Below are 16,150 nucleotides of genomic sequence, written 5' to 3' on the forward strand. Positions count from 1 at the left end.
CTACGCCTCCTGCTCCGTCTGATAAACCTGTTCAAGTGCTTCCGTCGTCACATTGGCAATCGGCTCGTCGTAAACCAGCTGTCCGGCTCGCAATCCAATAATCCGATCCGCATATTCACGGGCCAGCTCAACCGAATGCAAATTGACGATGACCGTGATTCCCAATTTCTGGTTGAGCCGTTTCAAATCATCCATAACGGCTTTTGTAGTCACTGGGTCGAGTGACGCAATCGGTTCATCCGCTAAAATGATTTGCGGATTCTGCATCAGTGTTCTGGCGATTGCCACCCGCTGCTGCTGGCCACCTGAGAGTTCATCAGCCCGCATGTAGATTTTTTCAGCCATGCTGACCTGCTTCAAAGCGGCATACGCCCGCTGCTGGTCCTTTTTTGAAAACAAGCCGCAGACGCTCTTCCAAGTTGGATAATAGCTGACGCAGCCGGATAGCACATTCCGGAGTACGCTGGATCGTTTGACCAAGTTGAAACTTTGAAAAATCATCCCGACTTGCTGCCGCAGCTCACGGAGCGCTTTCCCCTTGAGATGAATGATCGACTGACCATTGACCTCAATATTGCCCGATGTGATGGCATGCATCCGATTGATGGTCCGCAGCAGCGTACTTTTCCCAGCGCCGGACAGGCCGACGACGACTAGGAATTCGCCACGTGGCACTTCAAAGCTGATATCCTTCAGGCCGACAGTCCCGTTCTCATAAATCTTGTTGACCTGATCAAACTTGATCATTGTTTCTTGAGTCATTGCTTTCCTCCTGTATCTCCAATAAAAAGGCCGTGACAAAACAAATGCTTCATCACAGCCTCCTTTATACTTTTTACTGCTAATTTGATTATTTATCTAATTGTTTAGCTTCTTTATCATACTTGCGAATAATATTGAAGTTGCTGTCCTTCGAGTTGACGTAGCCTTCATGGTCGTAAACTTCGGAGATAATCTTGTGGCCCTTCTTGCTCTTGGCGATGGCCTTGAAAGCGGCTTGAATCTTCTTCTGCCACTTTGGACTCATATCGCCGCGAACGGTAATCGTATCGTTCGGAATCTTCGCAGTGGTGTAAATCGGTACCACCTTGCTCATGACATCCGGTGTATCTTTCAAAACCAATGTCCGTGCGCCTTGGAAGCCGAAGGAAGCATCGGTATTGCCGTTATAAACGGACATGATGCCTTGATCGTGGCCTTTGACAGTCACTGTCTTGATGCCGTCCTTATTGATATTGACCCCGTTTTTCAGCATGTCGACTGCTGGATAAATCCAGCCGGCAGTTGAAGTCGTGTCCTGAACGGCAATCTTCTTACCCTTCAAGTCCTTGATGCTCTTAATGCCGCTGTTCTTCTTGATGAAGATTTGGGAACGGTAGTAATCAACGAGCTTATTCGTCTTTAGGTCGGTGGCATCGTTCTTATAACCATACCGGAGCGCCTGTAACAACACTTTGGCGTTGTACTGCTTGTGCGCTTGAACATAAGCATCCGGCGGTAAGAAGCCGACATCGACTTTCTTGGAACCCATCGCTTCAACGATTGTATTGTAATCGGTTGAAACACTGACTTTAACTGGAATTCCAAGTTGTTTGCTTAACAATCCTTCGAGCGGCTTGGCCTTTGCTTCAATGGTCCCCGCATTCGCAGATGGTACGAATTGAACAGTCAGCTTTTTCGGTGTGTAATCCTTGCTGGCCGCTTGTGATGATTTCCCACAACCAGCTAAGCCGACTGACACAGCAAGTAAGGCAAGTGCTCCAAAGATGCGACGGAACTTATGGTGCATTGACATGTGTGATCTCCTCCTGTATGTAAATCAACAATCAAATAATCCCTATCGTTCGTGCGATCGTCACGTGCGATTGTTTACATTTTAACGCATAGAAACACGTCATTCAAGGATGATAAAGAAAATATCGCGTTAAATAACGAACCATTATGAAAATATAAAAATAATTGTTCGTAAACACATTTTGCGTTTATTAGGAAGAAACGGCCCACAAACTGCTTTTCATAAATTTAAAAATGGGCATAAAAAAAACACCCAGCAAACTGGGTGTTTTTGCAACTAGTCGGGTAAAACGAGTCCCAACTGGTCGGGTTCGATTTGTAAGGCACGGCGAAAATCCGCCATGCTTTCTTGATAATCGGCAGGATCAAAGGCTGGATCTTGGTAGTGATCCAAGTAACTTTCTATACTAAGCTCTAGAATCTTACGGGCGCTTTTCAATTCACCGAAGACATTTTCGATCTGGTCGGGAACCCCGTAGAGATTGATCGCTAAAACGGCACTTTCATATTTTGCCTGAATCAGGCTCATTTTATAGGCGAACAGCGGCGTTGAAGGCTGAATGTCCTTCAAGTCGTCTAGTGCATCGTGAATAGTCGCCATGTACACTTGCACAAGGTTGCGAACACTATTCATCTCATCATTCCTTTTTTCTAATTCCAGTAACAAATACGCTTAATCCTAGCAAAATCAGGGCCGCACGTCAACCTCTTGTCCCGTTTTGCCAATTATTGCCAGACAAGTGATTTAGTGATAGTCATGGTAAATGACAATATCGATCAGATTCTGATCAAGGTCATAGATGGTCATGACTGTTGCCATGCCATGGGCCCGTTCTTCATCATGCGGTGCGACCACGACTTGCACCATGTAATTGTTAAAATGATCTAAAACATCTTCGACTTTATCCCGCACAATTAGTGCAAACTGTGCCGAACCAATTGCTGGCTCCGTCGCCGTTTTGGTTGGCAGATGGTCGAGCGTCTGGAAAATAATTTCCTGCTTGCCGGCCATCACGCCGCTGCGGCCGTCTGCTAGGTGAACGATCGGCAGATCGAACACTTCATGGTACCAACGGACGGAATGATCCCGATCCCGCACCGTCAAAGTTAATTCATCAAATTGCCGTACACGCATTTTTTAATCTCCTTTTTGAATCAAGCTGTTAAATCGACTCGTTTGCCCACAAAATAGATCAGCACACCGCCGATTGCCATCGAAACGGCTTCTCCGGCGGCGATTGTCAGCCACGTCCACCAGAAATTGATGTGCGACACTAGTGCAAGTTCACCGGCAATCGTACACATTGAAAAGACGACAATCGCACCGGTAATAACCAGCCGTAAAATCTGGTTATGAACATGACGGACGGCGAGGCGACAGATCCACAGTGTCACAAACGTCGAAAAACTGCCCCAAAGGACATCGACGATTCCCATTGGCGACGAAATCGCATTCGAAATCGCCACCCCCAATGTGACGGCATAGACATACCGTTTGTTCTCGATCGCCATATAATTAAACATTTCGGCGAGGCGGATCTGGATCGCACCAAAGCTCAAGGCCGACAGCATCAGCGTAACGACGACATATAACGCCGTTACGATGGCGCTCTTGGTTAAACTCTGGACTGTGATGCGTTGATGGGACTGTTCATTCATAGTTTCTTTCTCCTTTGTGACCGTTGTGGTCAGTGACAACTACGACCAAAGGAATGAAGTGTCGTAGTGCGGCTTTTGTCTTGGTTTTGCCGCAAACAATCAATTATTTTTCAAGCCAGCCGCCATCGATGGGGATTACATCTCCATGCAGATAGTCAGCATGATGGCTCGCTAAAAAGAGGGTCAGATCGGCAACTTCGCTTGGCTGGGCCCACCGTTTGGCTGGTGTCTGTGCAGCGACCCATTTGGCCATGTGCGCATCACCGGCAAAGTCGGCTTTATTCATCGGCGTATCGATCGCACCTGGTGCAATCGCATTGGCACGAATGCCCTGTCCAGCATAATCGTAATCCACTTGCTGGGTATAGCCGACGATGCCATGTTTGGCGGCCGTATACGCCGCCCCGCCACCGCCGGCAATCAAGCCGGCAATCGACGCCATATTGATGATGACACCGTGTTTTTGAACTAGCATACCTGGTAAAAAGGCATTCGTCAGCAGATACATGCTCTTGAGATTCGTATTGATAATCCGATCCCACAGTGCCTCATCCGTTTCAAGCGTCGGTGCATACCCATCGAGAATTCCAGCCGTATTCAGCAGGATATCGATTGGCGTGGTCACTTGCTGGGCAAAAGCCTTGACGTCAGCTGATTTGCTGACATCCACCTGTGCAAACGTCAGGTGCGGGTTCGTCCACGCCGGCTGATGAAGATCGATGCCGATTACTTGTGCGCCCTGTTGTAAAAAGGCTTGCGCTTGAGCAGCACCGATGCCGGAAGCCACACCAGACACTAAAACATGCTGGCCCTTAAATTCCGTAAACTGCATTTAAGCAACAATCTCCCAATCGGATGCAAAAATATCGCAATCCGTTGGTGCCCAGATACTGAAGGCTTCATCGGCCGTTTTGATCACAAAATACGGATTTAACGGGGCTCCTTCAAAGGTTGTTGCCGGCACCATCTGAATATAGAGTTCAGTGCCTTCCCAGCCTGTCCGGGCCATCTTTTGGCCTTTTTTGATCAGCGGTAATGCTTTTTCAAACGTCATTGCAATTGTCCTCCTTCATTGTTCGTCGTTGTTATTTTAACAGAAAACGCCTGTTCGAGAAAGGACGGCTTGTCTCATTTCAACGATTGCAGTCCTTTAGAGGCCTGTTTTTGCCCAAGCAGAAATGCCCGCATTGCCGTTGCACCGGCCCGAGTGATATTAGCTTGGGTATGTGCCAGTGCTGTCTGCAGCGGCATCGGTTCGGTGACCGCACTGATAACCAGATCAATGCCCTGCTGATAAACCGACCCCACATCCGCACTGGCACTGCCGACAACAGCAACCACTGGCAATCCGGCTTGCTGGGCAGCGTGCGCCACACCTAATGGCGCTTTCCCAGCCGCCGTTTGACCGTCCATTCGGCCTTCGCCAGTAATGATCAAATCAGCACCCGCTAATTGCTGCTGAAAATGAATCAGTTTCAAATACGTTTCAATTCCGGATTGAATCTGGGCATGCGCAAATGCCAACAATCCGAATCCAAGGCCGCCGGCAGCCCCAGCACCAGGCTTTTGGGCGTCGTCACGGCCGATCGCAGCCGCCACACACTGGCTGTAATGTCGCATGTCGGCATCAACTGATGATATCTGTGCTGGTGCCAGTCCCTTTTGCGGTCCGAAAACGGCGGTGGCCCCCTGTGCACCCAATAGAGAATTGTCAACATCGGCCAGCCCGACAATATGTACTTCTTGCAAACGTGGATCAAGCTGGCTGACATCGACACGTGCGACTTGGCCTAAATGGGCAGCACATCCTGTCAATTCATGACCAGCTGCATCCCAAAAACGGGCGCCAAGTGCAATCGCCATTCCCATCCCGCCATCATTGGTCGCACTGCCGCCTAAACCAACATAAAGGGACCGGACACCTGCCTCTAATGCGGCTAAAATCAATTGGCCGACGCCATACGTCGACGCCTGTAACGGCCGTTTTTCAGGGGTTAAAACGAAGCCGGCCGCAGCCGCCATTTCGATGACCGCCTGATCATCCGGCAGCAGGCCCCACGCCGCTTGCGTCGGTGTGCCTAATGGTCCCTGCACCGTCTGCTCACAAACCTGCCCCTGCAAAGCATTCACCAACCCAGCGACGGTCCCATCGCCGCCATCCGCAATTGCCACACAAGTAGTTTGCGCATCCGAAGCGACGTGCTGAATGCCAGTCTGGATATATTGCGCAACTTGAGCCGAAGTCGCACTGCCTTTATATTTATCGCTGGCAATCACGATTTTCATTTTTGATACCCAAGCAATTGCTGCAGCATATCCTTCACAGCGTCCTCATCGGCATACCGTTCTGGATCATAAATAATCGAATCGGCGCCCGAACGATATTGAAATAATTTGACGACCGGATCAATCGTCAGGCTGCGCAAATGCAGTTCCTGCCCGACTTGATCACAAAAATGCGCCGACCAGTCGGCATCTACCATTTTCGGCTCTTCCAATTCGGTGACGTAGCCTTTCTCCACCACATGATCAGCGCCTTCCCGAATTTCATCCCGATTCATTTGCTGTTCATCTGTCATTTTGTATTCGCCCCTTGTCCGCTATAATAAGATTAATAGACACCCTAAGAATACGCTTTTATGGCGACTTGTAAACATTCTGAACATAAAGGAAGGACTATCAAATGCCTCAATTAGAAATTTATACCGACGGTGGCAATCGCAACACTGGTAACGTTAAAGGCGGCAGCGTCCGCAAACAGGATAAATCTGCCTGGGCCGCTTACTTGATCTATGGCGAACATACCAAAATGCTGACCGGTGGCGATTACGGCCGAACCAATAATTATATGGAGATCAACGCCGTCATTCAGGGCCTGACCGCCTTGAAACGGACCGATATTCCCGTCACAATCTATTCAGATTCAGCCTACGTCATCAACTGCATGCAGCAGAAATGGTATGTGAAATGGGAACAGAACGGCTGGCGCAAAAAAGGTGCGCCGGTTAAAAACGCCGAATTATGGAAACAATTATTGGCTCAGCTGGACCGTTTCGACCAAGTGACCTTTGTCAAAGTCAAAGGCCATGCAAATAATCAGTACAATAACCTCGTCGATGCGACCCTGAACCAGACGATGGATCAGCTCTAAAATTTTAAAACGACTTCTGGATACGGATCATTGCGTTCCCCGACCGGATATGCCCCCATGTGTTCGTAAAAATGAACGGCATTGACGTTCGTTTTTAACGCCACGACGATCGTTTCGGCATATCCTAGATGGGAGAGCCGCAATCGCATTGCCTGCAAAAGGGCACGTCCGTATCCTTTTTTCTGCGTCTTGGGCAGTAAATACAGCGCATATACTTCACCCATTTCCGGATAATCGGCGGTACGACTGCGGCCGCCCGCTGCAAAGCCGACCGCTTCGCCGTAATCATCAAACAATAATAAGACATGATCGCGAGCATAACGTTGTTCCCACAAACGAGTGCGGCTGGCTAAAGTATGCCGCTCGATTTCTGTTTGCGGCAATAAATCCTGATAGGTCGCCTGCCAGCAAGTCACATGCAAATAGGCGATTGTTTTTACATCCTGACGATGTGCGGGTCGAATTTTCATTGAATCACCTCCAAATTCATTTGACTATCTAGACAAATAATAGTATAAAGTGTCTATAAATTATTTGATAAAACATCTTTAAAGGAGATTTTAGCATGAAAACAGTTGTTGTAACAGGCGGCTCCGGTTTTGTCGCCGGTTGGGTCATCGTTGCCTTTCTTAAAAAGGGGTATGCCGTCAAAACCAGTTTGCGGAATTTGAAGAAAGCCGACCGAGTGAAACAGGAAATCGGAACCCAAGTTTTACCGGCCCAATTAAATAAGCTCAGTTTCTTTGCGGCCGATCTGACTAGTGAAGATGGCTGGGCCGATGCCATGCAGGGTGCCGCCGGTGTGATTCATGTCGCCTCGCCGCTTGGAAATGGCACCCAATCGACCGCTGAAATGGTTGCGATTGCCAAAGGCGGGACCTTGAACGTGCTGAAAGCTGCTGTTGCTGCCCAAGTTCCACGAGTGGTCATGACCAGTTCGCAGGCCGCTTCGACACCTGAAAATAAAATCGGGGCCGTTACCCTAGATGAATCATATTGGAGCGATCCGGAAAATCCAGAGCTCGACCCCTATCGCATTTCGAAGATTAAGGCCGAACAAGCCGCTTGGGAATATATCGGCACCCAAACAACGACCACATTGACCACGATTCTGCCTGGTGCGATTTACGGTCCCTCCTTATCTGCTCACGCAATCAGTTCCAATGCCATCTTATTGCAAATCCTCAACGGCCTGCCGGTGATTCCTAAAGTGCCAATGGAAACCTCTGATGTACGTGATTTAGCGCAGCTCCACTTATTAGCCTTTGAGAAACCGGCCGCAATCGGCAAACGCTATTTGGCCGCTTCCCAAAAAATCACGATGCCTGAAATTGCCCGTTTATACAAACAGCACTTTCCAGACAGCCGGACCCACACGCTGGTGGCGCCAAACTGGCTGTTAAAAGCCGCTGCACTCGTCGTTCCTAGTCTGCGTTCGTTAGTCCCGATGCTGGGACGGCAGTATCGGCACTCGACGGCGGCCGCTGAACACGATTTGGGCTGGGAACAGCACACACCGGCCGAAACGGTTCTGGATGCAGCTCGTTCATTGAAAAAATTGGGATTGGTCAAAACGAAGACTCACTAGTGAGCCTTCTCGTTCGCTTTTCGGGCCTGAAGCTTGCATAATAAAGTTAACAAAATGATGAAATGCAAGGAGGAATCAAGATGGCATATGAATATGATGTTGCGTTTATCGGCAGCGGCCAAGGTGCTTGGAACGGCGCCATTCCAATGGCACAGGCTGGTCTCAAGGTCGCTGTGATCGAGCGAGGTTTATGGGGCGGTGTCTGTACCAATCGGGGCTGCAATGCAAAATTTACACTCGATCGGCCCGTTGCCTTATTGACCCAAATCAAACAGCTGCAAGGACGGGGCTTCGATAGCGTTCCGCAAATCAACTGGCCGGATTTAATGGCCCACAAACATGAAGTGATTGGTCCTTTGTCGGATTCCAATCGGCAGAAGCTGATCAACGCTGGAGTCAAAACAATTGTCGGCTGTGCGACCTTTGTGGATGCGCACACCCTGCAAGTCAATCATCATACCTTGACAGCTGATAAAATCGTCATCGTTTCCGGACAGCGCCCGAAACGCCTCGACATTCCTGGCCAGCAATACATGCATGACAGTACCGATTTTCTGTCGGCAACGCCATTACCGCACCGGTTAGTGATTTTGGGAGCCGGCTTTGTCGGCATGGAAGCCGCTTCGATTGCCAAAGCAGCCGGTGCCGACGTGACACTGATCGTCGACAGTACCAAGGCGCTCAAACAATTTTATCAGCCGGCCGTCAAACAATTGATTAGCCAGATGCAAAGCGACGGAATCAAATTCATTTTCGGACAGGAAACAACCGCCGTTGAAAAAACAGCGACCGGCTACCGGCTGCTCGGCGCCAATCAATTTGTCCAGGACGCCGACTACATTCTCGATGCCACCGGCCGCACTCCGAATATTGAAAAACTGAACTTGCCGGTCACTAAGGTCACAACCGATGCGCATGGAATCATCGTCAACGACCATCTCCAGACTGCAGAGCCGAATATTTATGCAACCGGCGATGTCGTTTCAAAACGAATTCCGAAAATCACTCCGACAGCCATTTTCGAGAGTCAGTACTTGGCCCAGCTGTTCACCCAGCAGACAACCGCTGCGATTCAATATCCAGCCATTGGGGTCAACGTCTTTACCATGCCACGTCTGGCTCAAGTCGGCATTTCACCCGATGTCGCTAAACAGGAATTGAACAAATATCGGGTCGAACATTATTGTTATGCCGACGACTGGTACCATCAGGTTCAAAATGAAACCAGCGGCGGCCTGACCGTCGTCTTCAATCGGCAGGATCAGCTCGTCGGTGCCGTCGATCTCAGCAATGAAGCACCGAATACAATCAATACTTTTATTGATTACATTCAAATGGGCATCACGGCCAAACAATTGCATAATTTCGTTTATATTTTCCCAAGCCTGCAGCATAGCACCATGCGGAAAATGTAAGGTATTTAAAAAAAGGCTTCACATCTGTATTGGGTGTGAAGCCTTTTTTCTGAAAATTTTTTTGCAAGCCAAGAAGGGCCTTTCATCACATCAATTTCTTTATAAAACGCCCATGCCAATTATGGGCCTGCTCCTGAAAACGACGACAAGGTTCCCGCAAACAGCATGATTTAAATCAGCAACCACTTGACGGTCAGCCGAACAATCATTCTATCATTTTACATATAGTTCGTATAATTAAATAATTATGCCAAAGTTTCGTTGAAATGTTCGTTTTTTGATTGCATAATAGGTCATACATTCCTTAAATCCGGATGATTGTTCGGATTTGAATCAGGGAACCAAAAAGCTGCACATGAATTTTAGGAGGGAGTTAACTCGTGGACGTTACCTTTAAGAATGTCACCTTTGCGTATGACAACAAAGCAATTTTGCACCACATTGATTTCAACATTCCCGAAGGAAAACTGATTTCGATTTTGGGACCCAGCGGCTGCGGCAAATCGACCACTTTGAATTTGATTTCTGGCCTGATTCAGCCCGACGCCGGCCAAATTTTATTCGGCGACAAACCAGTCACCAACCTGGATGCGTTACAGCGCAAAGTCGGCATGGTTTTCCAAAGCTATGCCTTGTATCCGCACATGACCGTTTTGGAAAATATTATTTTTCCAATGAAAATGGCGAAAGTGCCAAAAACCGAACGGGTTGCTAAGGCTAAAGAATTGGCCCAGTTAGTGCATATTGAAAATGAGGTCGACAAGCATCCGGCCGAATTGTCCGGCGGCCAGCAGCAGCGGGTTGCCATTGCGAGAGCGCTGGCGAAGGAACCGGCGATTCTCTTATTGGATGAGCCATTGTCGAACTTGGATGCTCGTTTACGAGTCCAGATGCGGGAAGAAATTCGGCGGATTCAGAAGAAAACCGGCGTTACCACCGTTTTTGTCACGCATGACCAGGACGAGGCAATGCATATTTCCGACCAGATTATGGTCTTAAACGACGGCCGTATCCAGCAGTTTAGTACGCCGAACCAATTGTACGACCAGCCGCAGAATCTCTTTGTGGCACGGTTCATCGGTTCGCCGGTCATCAACACCCTGCCGTTTGCGCCCTTTAAAGACGCGTTTGCAGAATTGGTCGCACCGGAAATACTGGCGCAAGCTACCCACATCGGCATTCGGTCTGAAAGCATCGTCAGTGCGCCGCATCAAGAAGCAGTGCTGGTCAAACTACCGGGCCGCATCACCCGCCACGACCAATACGGCCGGGAATTGCTGACTGAGATTCAATATAAAGACCAGCAGCTTGCATCCACCAATTTCAAACAGACAGCGGATGGTGATTTTCAGGCCTTCTATTTGCTCAAAAAAGGTGTCTTCCTTTTCAATGCAGCCGGCCATAAATTGATGGGCGGCGAGGCAGACGCATGAAGAAAAAACCGACGCTAAAATCCAGTTTGACGGCGTATGTCTACCTGCTGCCGATGTTTATCATCAGCGGCGTGTTCAGCCTTTATCCGATCGTCAAGTCATTCTTAATGAGTTTTTACACCAAATATAATTTCTATACCGACAAAGTGTCGGCCTACGGGTTCGATAATTATGTTTTTCTGTGGAAGGACCCGAATTTTCATCTGGCCCTCAAAAACACCTTGATTCTGGTGCTCGGCGTTGTCCCGCTGACCGTCCTAATTTCGCTCGTGATTGCGCTGATGCTCAATCATATCAAGTGGCTGAACGGCTTATTCCGGACCGCTTATTTTTTGCCCTTCGTTACTAGTACCGTTGCCATCGCACTCGTCTGGAGCTGGCTGTTTAACCAAGATTACGGTTTGTTCAACTATTTATTGAGCCTGTTCGGCATCCATGCGATCGACTGGCTCAACGATCCGCACTGGGCGATGCCAGCACTGATTATGATGACGATTTGGAAAGGATTGGGCTTCGACATCATCCTTTTCTTAGTCGGTTTGAACAACATCGACGCCACCTATTATAAAGTCGCCACAATCGATGGCGCCAATGCCTGGCAGCGGTTCAAGCACATCACCCTGCCGCTGCTGAGTCCAATCACCTTTTTGGTCACAATCACCGGCATCATCGGCGCTTTTAAAATCTTCGACCAAATTTACGCCCTCTTCAATGGGCAGCCTGGTCCGGGCCAATCGGCACTGACCGTCGTCTATTATTTATACGAAAAATTTTATACCGACTGGAAATACGGCATTGCCGCCGCCAGCGGGGTCGTCCTCTTTTTGGTGATTCTGCTGATTACGCTCATTCAATTCCGTTACAGCCGCAAACACGTTCATTACTAGGAGGTGCCTGATGACCAAAAAAGTCGGTACATTTTTACTGTATTTTCTGCTCCTGATTGGAGCCTTCACCATGCTGATTCCGTTTCTATGGATGCTCTCGACCTCACTGAAAACAGCGCCCGAAACCCTGCAAGTACCGCCGATTTGGGTCCCGAAAATACTGCGGTTTGAAAATTATTCAGCAGCGTTCAAAACGGCTCCATTCATGCGCTATTTCATCAACAGTGTAGTCGTCACGCTGACCACCACATTGGGCCAGCTGTTCATCAGTATCCTCGCCGCCTTTGCCTTTGCACGGCTGCGGTTCTGGGGCCAGCGTTTCCTGTTCGTCCTCTTTTTGGGCACGATGATGGTGCCCGGCGAAATGCTGATTATTTCTAATTTCGTCACCGTCTCCGCCCTGCACATGGTCAATTCCTATGCGGCGCTAATCGTCCCCTGGCTCGTCAGTTTCTTCGCTATTTTCACTTTAAAACAAACTTTCCAAAGTGTGCCTGATGAATTGTATTATGCCGCCAAAGTCGATGGTGCCTCTGATTGGCGCTTCCTCTGGCAGATTCTAGTGCCATTATCCCGTTCTTCAATCGTGGCCATCTGCATTTTACAAGTTATCGGCAGTTGGAATTCCTTCATGTGGCCGCTGATTGTTACGAACGATGAGCGTTTTCGGACATTGCCCGTCGGCCTGCAAGCTTTCACCAGCGATGCCGGCACTGACTATCAGCTGTTAATGGCCGCCTCGACGTTCGTTATTATCCCCATGGTATTCCTTTATTTAGGGCTACAAAAATATATTATTGCCGGCATTTCTAAAAGCGGCTTGAAAGGATGAAAATCTTGAAAAAACATTTGGTATTCTCATCATTGGTGGCACTCACTGCAGGTGCCCTGTTGCTCGTCGGAGGGGGTCAGCATCCTCGTGCGGTCCATGCCGCCGACACTGGTTCCAAAACAACCGTCACTTTCTGGCACGCCATGAGCGGTCCCTATCAGAAGGAAATGAATGAAATGGTCACCGATTTCAACCATTCTCAGAACAAATATGTCGTTCAAGCCACTCCGCAAGGCAACTATTCCGCTTTGCAGAAGAAAGTTATGGCCGCTGGCAAATCCAAGAGTCTGCCGACTATGGGCCAAACGACTTATACGGCTGTTCCTGATTATCAGAAGCAAGGCTTGATTACCTCATTAGATACTTACGTTGACAGCAAAAATGGTTTGAGCAAGAAAGACAAAAAGGATATCTTCCCTGCCTTCTTAGCCAGCTCTCAATACAAAGGCCATTACTACTCGATGCCGTTCAGTAAATCCGACCGCATCATGTACGTCAACAAAGATATCGTCAAAAAGTACGGTCTGAAAACACCAAAGACATGGGCCGACTTTGACCAGATTTCTAAAAAATTGAGCGGCACTGGTATCAAGAGTCTCGCCTTCGATAAGTCGTTCATCTCCGAATACGAAGGATTGGCTTACGACGCCGGCACCCGTTTGGTTACCAAATCCGACCAGCCGCAATTAAGCTCAAAAAAATCGGTTGGCGCTGCGAAGACCATCATGAACATGATCGATGCCAAGACCGCCGAAACTTCTGGTGCCGATTTCTACTACACCCAGAAATTCATCAATGGCAAAGCAGCTTATTATATCAGCTCTTCTGCCGGCATTACTCAGATGAAGAAACAAGCACCAAAGACACTCAGCTGGAACACGATGGCCATCCCAAGCTACAAAGGCGCAGCACACACCGCAACCGCCGGTAATGATTTGGTCATCTTCAAGGGTGCCTCCAAAGCACAGCAAAAAGGGGCATGGGCCTTTATGAAGTATCTGACCGACAGCAAACAGACCGAAAAATGGGCCATGGCGACGGGTTATTTGCCGTTACGCAAATCCGTCCTCCAAAAGGCCAGCTACAAAACTTATTTAAAACAGAATCCGACTTCGCAAGCCGCCGTTAAATCCTTAAATGGCACCTTCTCTTCCACTGCTTTCCCTGGTTTCAGCGAATTCTATATGAACTTAGGGACCGCCATCGACAACATGCTGACCAAACATGAAAGTCCTAAGAAGGCCTTGGACGAACTCCAGACCAAGACGGAAACCATCCTTAAGGATAATCGATAATGACGAACGTCCAATTTTTGCACGGTCTGAAGACGATTGGCGGCAACATTATGGCCGTTACAACCGCTACTTCACGGGTCATCTGTGATTTTGGTCTCACAGGACCTGCGATTGCGCCCGACCAAATCGACCAGGCGATTGCCAGCCATGACTTGCCCGCTTTACCAGAAATCTTTCATGGCGAAGCGGATGCCTTTGCACATGAAGCCATCTTTATCTCGCATCTGCATTTGGATCACACTGGGGCCCTTCCCCTCATCAAAAGCGACATCCCCGTCTATGTGTCGCAAAAGACATATGACCTCTACCAAGTGTTGCTGGCAAACGGGATGGCCCAGCCATTTTCCGTCCAGCTGCATGTCCTGCCTTTCAACCAGCCACTAGCCATCGGCGATTTAAGCGTCACTGGGCTGCCAAGCGACCATGATGTCGTCGGTGCGATGGCCCTCTTGATTTCAGACGGCCTGCATACGTTCGGCTACTCAGGCGATGTGCGCTGGCATGGGCCGCATCCCGAACGGGTCGCCAAATGGGTCCAAGTGTTCAAACAACGCCAGCTCGATTTACTGATGCTGGAAGGCACCTCTTTTAGCTTCCCAGATGAAGCCGACGATCAGCCCCATCCAGCTCGGACCGAACATGAAATTGCGGCCACTTTGAAAGCCATTGCGGCGGCAAATCAGACGGATCTAATCGCCATCACTCTCTACGCCCGCAACGTCGACCGCATGATCCGCTTCGACCAGATTTTACGGGATGCGAACCGGACGATGGTTTGGGAAATTCCCTACGCTCGTGTCATTCATACGTTTGCACCTGATTTACCGCTGACGGTGCTCCGTGAAACAGATGACCACCAGCCGCTGCCGAATCACTGGCAAGTAGTGGGCTTAGCGGCTTTGCAGGCAGCTCCGGAACGATTTGTTCTGCAAAATGATTTTCGTCATTTGGAATGGCTGGCTCTCTTCAATCAGGTCACCTATCTGCACAGCAACGGCGAACCATTAGGCGACTACAATCCCCGCTATAAACAGTTGCAGGACTTTTTGACGACCCACCACTTCCACTTTGAACGGCTGGCTGCATCCGGTCATGCAAAGCAGGAAGACTTGGTCAAAATCGCTCAAATGGTCGCTGCCCAGTGCACCATTCCTTGGCATTCATTTCATCCGGAATTAGAGGCCCAAGCAATCGAAGCTGCCCATGCTAAAACACATGTGTATCTCCCCCAACTGAATGAAAAACTGCTCTTCTGATTTCCCCCTAACACACCAAAAAGGAGCTGCGACGTTTTGTCGCAGCTCCTTTTCTGTCAATCATCGTCTTCGTCATCTAAACCTGCACGAGGTGTCTTGCCCAGCCAGGCTTGCAATTCAGCGATGTGCTGATTGTTTGTGCCTAACAAAGTTGTCAGAAATTGTCCTAATGCCGGCCGGTCTTCCTTAGCAGCCAGTTTAATGGCACGTGTGATGAACATGTTTTCCTTATCGAAATCATGGACGAATTCATCGACCCACCAGTCAGCCGTCCGATATTTATTGCGGCCGTCTTCTTCAAGCAGCGCATATTCAGTTACTTCGGCCGTCGTGGTCGGAGCCACTTGGTTTTCGGCAATCAATAGTTGCCCCAGCTCGTCCCGCTGCTGAACGGCTTCCTGACGCAGCGTATCAAACTGCGCCCGCAGTTCAAAACTGGAGGGGCCATTCACATACCACTTGGCCTGCTGGAGTTTATTCGCCAAAACGACGAGGTTGGCAACGATGTGACCGGTCATCGCACCAGCCGTCGGTGTATGGTGGTCGATGTCGGCTTGTTTAAGTTCTGCTTGGTAGATTGCTTCGATATCTTTTGTCATGTGGTTATCCTCGCTTTACTTTGTTGTGATTTTTTTGACCGTGTAGCCTAACTTGGTAACGACATCCGCCAACGCCTGACTGCTGACGACATCGGGATCGGCCTGCACAATGGCTTTGCCAGCATTGAAACGGACTTGGACGTCCTGAACGCCGTTGGTCTTCTGCAGCGCCTTCTGAATCTTCTGCAAACAAGATGGGCAAGTCAGTGCTTCTAATTTTAATGTAGTTGTCATGTTAAAA

At 49.0% G+C, this 16,150-nt stretch carries 20 protein-coding genes; 8 read left to right on the top strand and 12 right to left on the bottom strand.

Annotation, left to right across the window (positions count from 1 at the left end):
• From phnC to IV40_RS03300, 9 genes are all read right to left on the bottom strand, one after another.
• Positions 1-762: a phosphonate ABC transporter ATP-binding protein gene (gene phnC, locus IV40_RS03260; protein WP_057768953.1), complete on the bottom strand. Its 762-nt coding sequence runs from the start codon at positions 760-762 to the stop codon at positions 1-3.
• Between the two features lie 88 nt (positions 763-850).
• The gene (locus IV40_RS03265) at positions 851-1,789 is read right to left on the bottom strand and encodes a phosphate/phosphite/phosphonate ABC transporter substrate-binding protein (RefSeq protein WP_057769249.1); all 939 of its coding nucleotides are present in this window, start codon (positions 1,787-1,789) and stop codon (positions 851-853) included.
• Between the two features lie 282 nt (positions 1,790-2,071).
• Positions 2,072-2,428, bottom strand: coding sequence for a hypothetical protein (locus IV40_RS03270; RefSeq protein ID WP_057768954.1), 357 nt, complete (start codon positions 2,426-2,428; stop codon positions 2,072-2,074).
• A gap of 111 nt (positions 2,429-2,539) precedes the next feature.
• On the bottom strand, positions 2,540-2,929 hold the full coding sequence (locus tag IV40_RS03275) for a VOC family protein (protein WP_057768955.1): 390 nt from the start codon (positions 2,927-2,929) through the stop codon (positions 2,540-2,542).
• A 20-nt stretch (positions 2,930-2,949) separates the two neighbouring features.
• Positions 2,950-3,453, bottom strand: coding sequence for a QueT transporter family protein (locus tag IV40_RS03280; protein ID WP_057768956.1), 504 nt, complete (start codon positions 3,451-3,453; stop codon positions 2,950-2,952).
• 103 nt (positions 3,454-3,556) lie between these two features.
• Positions 3,557-4,285, bottom strand: coding sequence for a 3-oxoacyl-ACP reductase (locus tag IV40_RS03285; protein WP_057768957.1), 729 nt, complete (start codon positions 4,283-4,285; stop codon positions 3,557-3,559).
• Positions 4,286-4,507: a DUF2829 domain-containing protein gene (locus IV40_RS03290; RefSeq protein ID WP_057768958.1), complete on the bottom strand. Its 222-nt coding sequence runs from the start codon at positions 4,505-4,507 to the stop codon at positions 4,286-4,288. It abuts the gene before it with no gap.
• Positions 4,508-4,581: 74 nt separating this feature from the next.
• Positions 4,582-5,739, bottom strand: a complete 1,158-nt coding sequence (locus tag IV40_RS03295; RefSeq protein WP_057768959.1) for a glycerate kinase — start codon at positions 5,737-5,739, stop codon at positions 4,582-4,584.
• Positions 5,736-6,032, bottom strand: a complete 297-nt coding sequence (locus tag IV40_RS03300; RefSeq protein ID WP_057768960.1) for a hypothetical protein — start codon at positions 6,030-6,032, stop codon at positions 5,736-5,738. The genes IV40_RS03295 and IV40_RS03300 overlap by 4 nt, the downstream gene beginning before the upstream one ends.
• Positions 6,033-6,136: 104 nt before the next feature.
• Between IV40_RS03300 and IV40_RS03305 the strand changes: the two genes are divergently transcribed.
• Positions 6,137-6,604, top strand: a complete 468-nt coding sequence (locus tag IV40_RS03305) for a ribonuclease H family protein (RefSeq protein WP_057768961.1) — start codon at positions 6,137-6,139, stop codon at positions 6,602-6,604.
• Here IV40_RS03305 and IV40_RS03310 read toward each other — a convergent pair.
• A complete protein-coding gene (locus IV40_RS03310) occupies positions 6,601-7,074 on the bottom strand; it encodes a GNAT family N-acetyltransferase (RefSeq protein WP_057768962.1) in 474 nt (157 codons plus the stop codon). The two genes, IV40_RS03305 and IV40_RS03310, sit on opposite strands and share 4 nt — an antisense overlap.
• A gap of 95 nt (positions 7,075-7,169) precedes the next feature.
• Between IV40_RS03310 and IV40_RS03315 the strand changes: the two genes are divergently transcribed.
• The 7 genes from IV40_RS03315 (at position 7,170) to IV40_RS03345 (ending at position 15,310) form a co-directional block, all read left to right on the top strand.
• Positions 7,170-8,192: an NAD-dependent epimerase/dehydratase family protein gene (locus IV40_RS03315; protein WP_057768963.1), complete on the top strand. Its 1,023-nt coding sequence runs from the start codon at positions 7,170-7,172 to the stop codon at positions 8,190-8,192.
• Positions 8,193-8,272: 80 nt separating this feature from the next.
• A complete protein-coding gene (locus IV40_RS03320) occupies positions 8,273-9,607 on the top strand; it encodes a dihydrolipoyl dehydrogenase family protein (protein ID WP_057768964.1) in 1,335 nt (444 codons plus the stop codon).
• A 380-nt stretch (positions 9,608-9,987) separates the two neighbouring features.
• Positions 9,988-11,040, top strand: coding sequence for an ABC transporter ATP-binding protein (locus tag IV40_RS03325; protein WP_057768965.1), 1,053 nt, complete (start codon positions 9,988-9,990; stop codon positions 11,038-11,040).
• A complete protein-coding gene (locus IV40_RS03330; protein ID WP_057768966.1) occupies positions 11,037-11,927 on the top strand; it encodes a carbohydrate ABC transporter permease in 891 nt (296 codons plus the stop codon). Before IV40_RS03325 ends, IV40_RS03330 begins: the two co-directional genes overlap by 4 nt.
• 10 nt (positions 11,928-11,937) lie before the next feature.
• The gene (locus IV40_RS03335; RefSeq protein WP_057768967.1) at positions 11,938-12,759 is read left to right on the top strand and encodes a carbohydrate ABC transporter permease; all 822 of its coding nucleotides are present in this window, start codon (positions 11,938-11,940) and stop codon (positions 12,757-12,759) included.
• Positions 12,756-14,054: an ABC transporter substrate-binding protein gene (locus IV40_RS03340; RefSeq protein WP_082617885.1), complete on the top strand. Its 1,299-nt coding sequence runs from the start codon at positions 12,756-12,758 to the stop codon at positions 14,052-14,054. The genes IV40_RS03335 and IV40_RS03340 overlap by 4 nt, the downstream gene beginning before the upstream one ends.
• Positions 14,054-15,310, top strand: coding sequence for an MBL fold metallo-hydrolase (locus IV40_RS03345; protein WP_057768968.1), 1,257 nt, complete (start codon positions 14,054-14,056; stop codon positions 15,308-15,310). The genes IV40_RS03340 and IV40_RS03345 overlap by 1 nt, the downstream gene beginning before the upstream one ends.
• Before the next feature lie 56 nt (positions 15,311-15,366).
• On the opposite strand, the gene IV40_RS03350 is transcribed toward IV40_RS03345, so the two are convergent.
• Together IV40_RS03350 and IV40_RS03355 are read right to left on the bottom strand one after the other, a co-directional pair.
• Positions 15,367-15,909 carry a ferritin-like domain-containing protein gene (locus tag IV40_RS03350; protein WP_057768969.1) on the bottom strand — a complete coding sequence of 181 codons (543 nt, stop codon included), beginning with the start codon at positions 15,907-15,909 and terminating at the stop codon, positions 15,367-15,369.
• A 15-nt stretch (positions 15,910-15,924) separates the two neighbouring features.
• Entirely contained in the window at positions 15,925-16,143 is a 219-nt protein-coding gene (locus tag IV40_RS03355; protein ID WP_057768970.1) for a heavy-metal-associated domain-containing protein, read from the bottom strand.
• Positions 16,144-16,150 lie beyond the last annotated feature (7 nt).

It is taken from the genome of Lactobacillus selangorensis, assembly GCF_001437205.1.
GTDB classification, from domain to species: domain Bacteria; phylum Bacillota; class Bacilli; order Lactobacillales; family Lactobacillaceae; genus Paralactobacillus; species Paralactobacillus selangorensis.

Excerpts from the sequence above, each read along its gene's own strand:
- IV40_RS03310 (WP_057768962.1), bottom strand. The coding sequence starts at position 7,074 with ATGAAAATTCGACCCGCACATCGTCAGGATGTAAAAACAATCGCCTAT.
- IV40_RS03330 (WP_057768966.1), top strand. The coding sequence starts at position 11,037 with ATGAAGAAAAAACCGACGCTAAAATCCAGTTTGACGGCGTATGTCTAC.
- IV40_RS03270 (WP_057768954.1), bottom strand. The coding sequence starts at position 2,428 with ATGAATAGTGTTCGCAACCTTGTGCAAGTGTACATGGCGACTATTCAC.
- IV40_RS03320 (WP_057768964.1), top strand. The coding sequence starts at position 8,273 with ATGGCATATGAATATGATGTTGCGTTTATCGGCAGCGGCCAAGGTGCT.
- IV40_RS03355 (WP_057768970.1), bottom strand. The coding sequence starts at position 16,143 with ATGACAACTACATTAAAATTAGAAGCACTGACTTGCCCATCTTGTTTG.
- IV40_RS03265 (WP_057769249.1), bottom strand. The coding sequence starts at position 1,789 with ATGCACCATAAGTTCCGTCGCATCTTTGGAGCACTTGCCTTACTTGCT.
- IV40_RS03350 (WP_057768969.1), bottom strand. The coding sequence starts at position 15,909 with ATGACAAAAGATATCGAAGCAATCTACCAAGCAGAACTTAAACAAGCC.
- IV40_RS03290 (WP_057768958.1), bottom strand. The coding sequence starts at position 4,507 with ATGACGTTTGAAAAAGCATTACCGCTGATCAAAAAAGGCCAAAAGATG.
- IV40_RS03295 (WP_057768959.1), bottom strand. The coding sequence starts at position 5,739 with ATGAAAATCGTGATTGCCAGCGATAAATATAAAGGCAGTGCGACTTCG.
- IV40_RS03300 (WP_057768960.1), bottom strand. The coding sequence starts at position 6,032 with ATGACAGATGAACAGCAAATGAATCGGGATGAAATTCGGGAAGGCGCT.
- IV40_RS03285 (WP_057768957.1), bottom strand. The coding sequence starts at position 4,285 with ATGCAGTTTACGGAATTTAAGGGCCAGCATGTTTTAGTGTCTGGTGTG.
- IV40_RS03305 (WP_057768961.1), top strand. The coding sequence starts at position 6,137 with ATGCCTCAATTAGAAATTTATACCGACGGTGGCAATCGCAACACTGGT.
- IV40_RS03335 (WP_057768967.1), top strand. The coding sequence starts at position 11,938 with ATGACCAAAAAAGTCGGTACATTTTTACTGTATTTTCTGCTCCTGATT.
- IV40_RS03275 (WP_057768955.1), bottom strand. The coding sequence starts at position 2,929 with ATGCGTGTACGGCAATTTGATGAATTAACTTTGACGGTGCGGGATCGG.
- IV40_RS03340 (WP_082617885.1), top strand. The coding sequence starts at position 12,756 with ATGAAAATCTTGAAAAAACATTTGGTATTCTCATCATTGGTGGCACTC.
- IV40_RS03345 (WP_057768968.1), top strand. The coding sequence starts at position 14,054 with ATGACGAACGTCCAATTTTTGCACGGTCTGAAGACGATTGGCGGCAAC.
- IV40_RS03280 (WP_057768956.1), bottom strand. The coding sequence starts at position 3,453 with ATGAATGAACAGTCCCATCAACGCATCACAGTCCAGAGTTTAACCAAG.
- IV40_RS03315 (WP_057768963.1), top strand. The coding sequence starts at position 7,170 with ATGAAAACAGTTGTTGTAACAGGCGGCTCCGGTTTTGTCGCCGGTTGG.
- phnC (WP_057768953.1), bottom strand. The coding sequence starts at position 762 with ATGACTCAAGAAACAATGATCAAGTTTGATCAGGTCAACAAGATTTAT.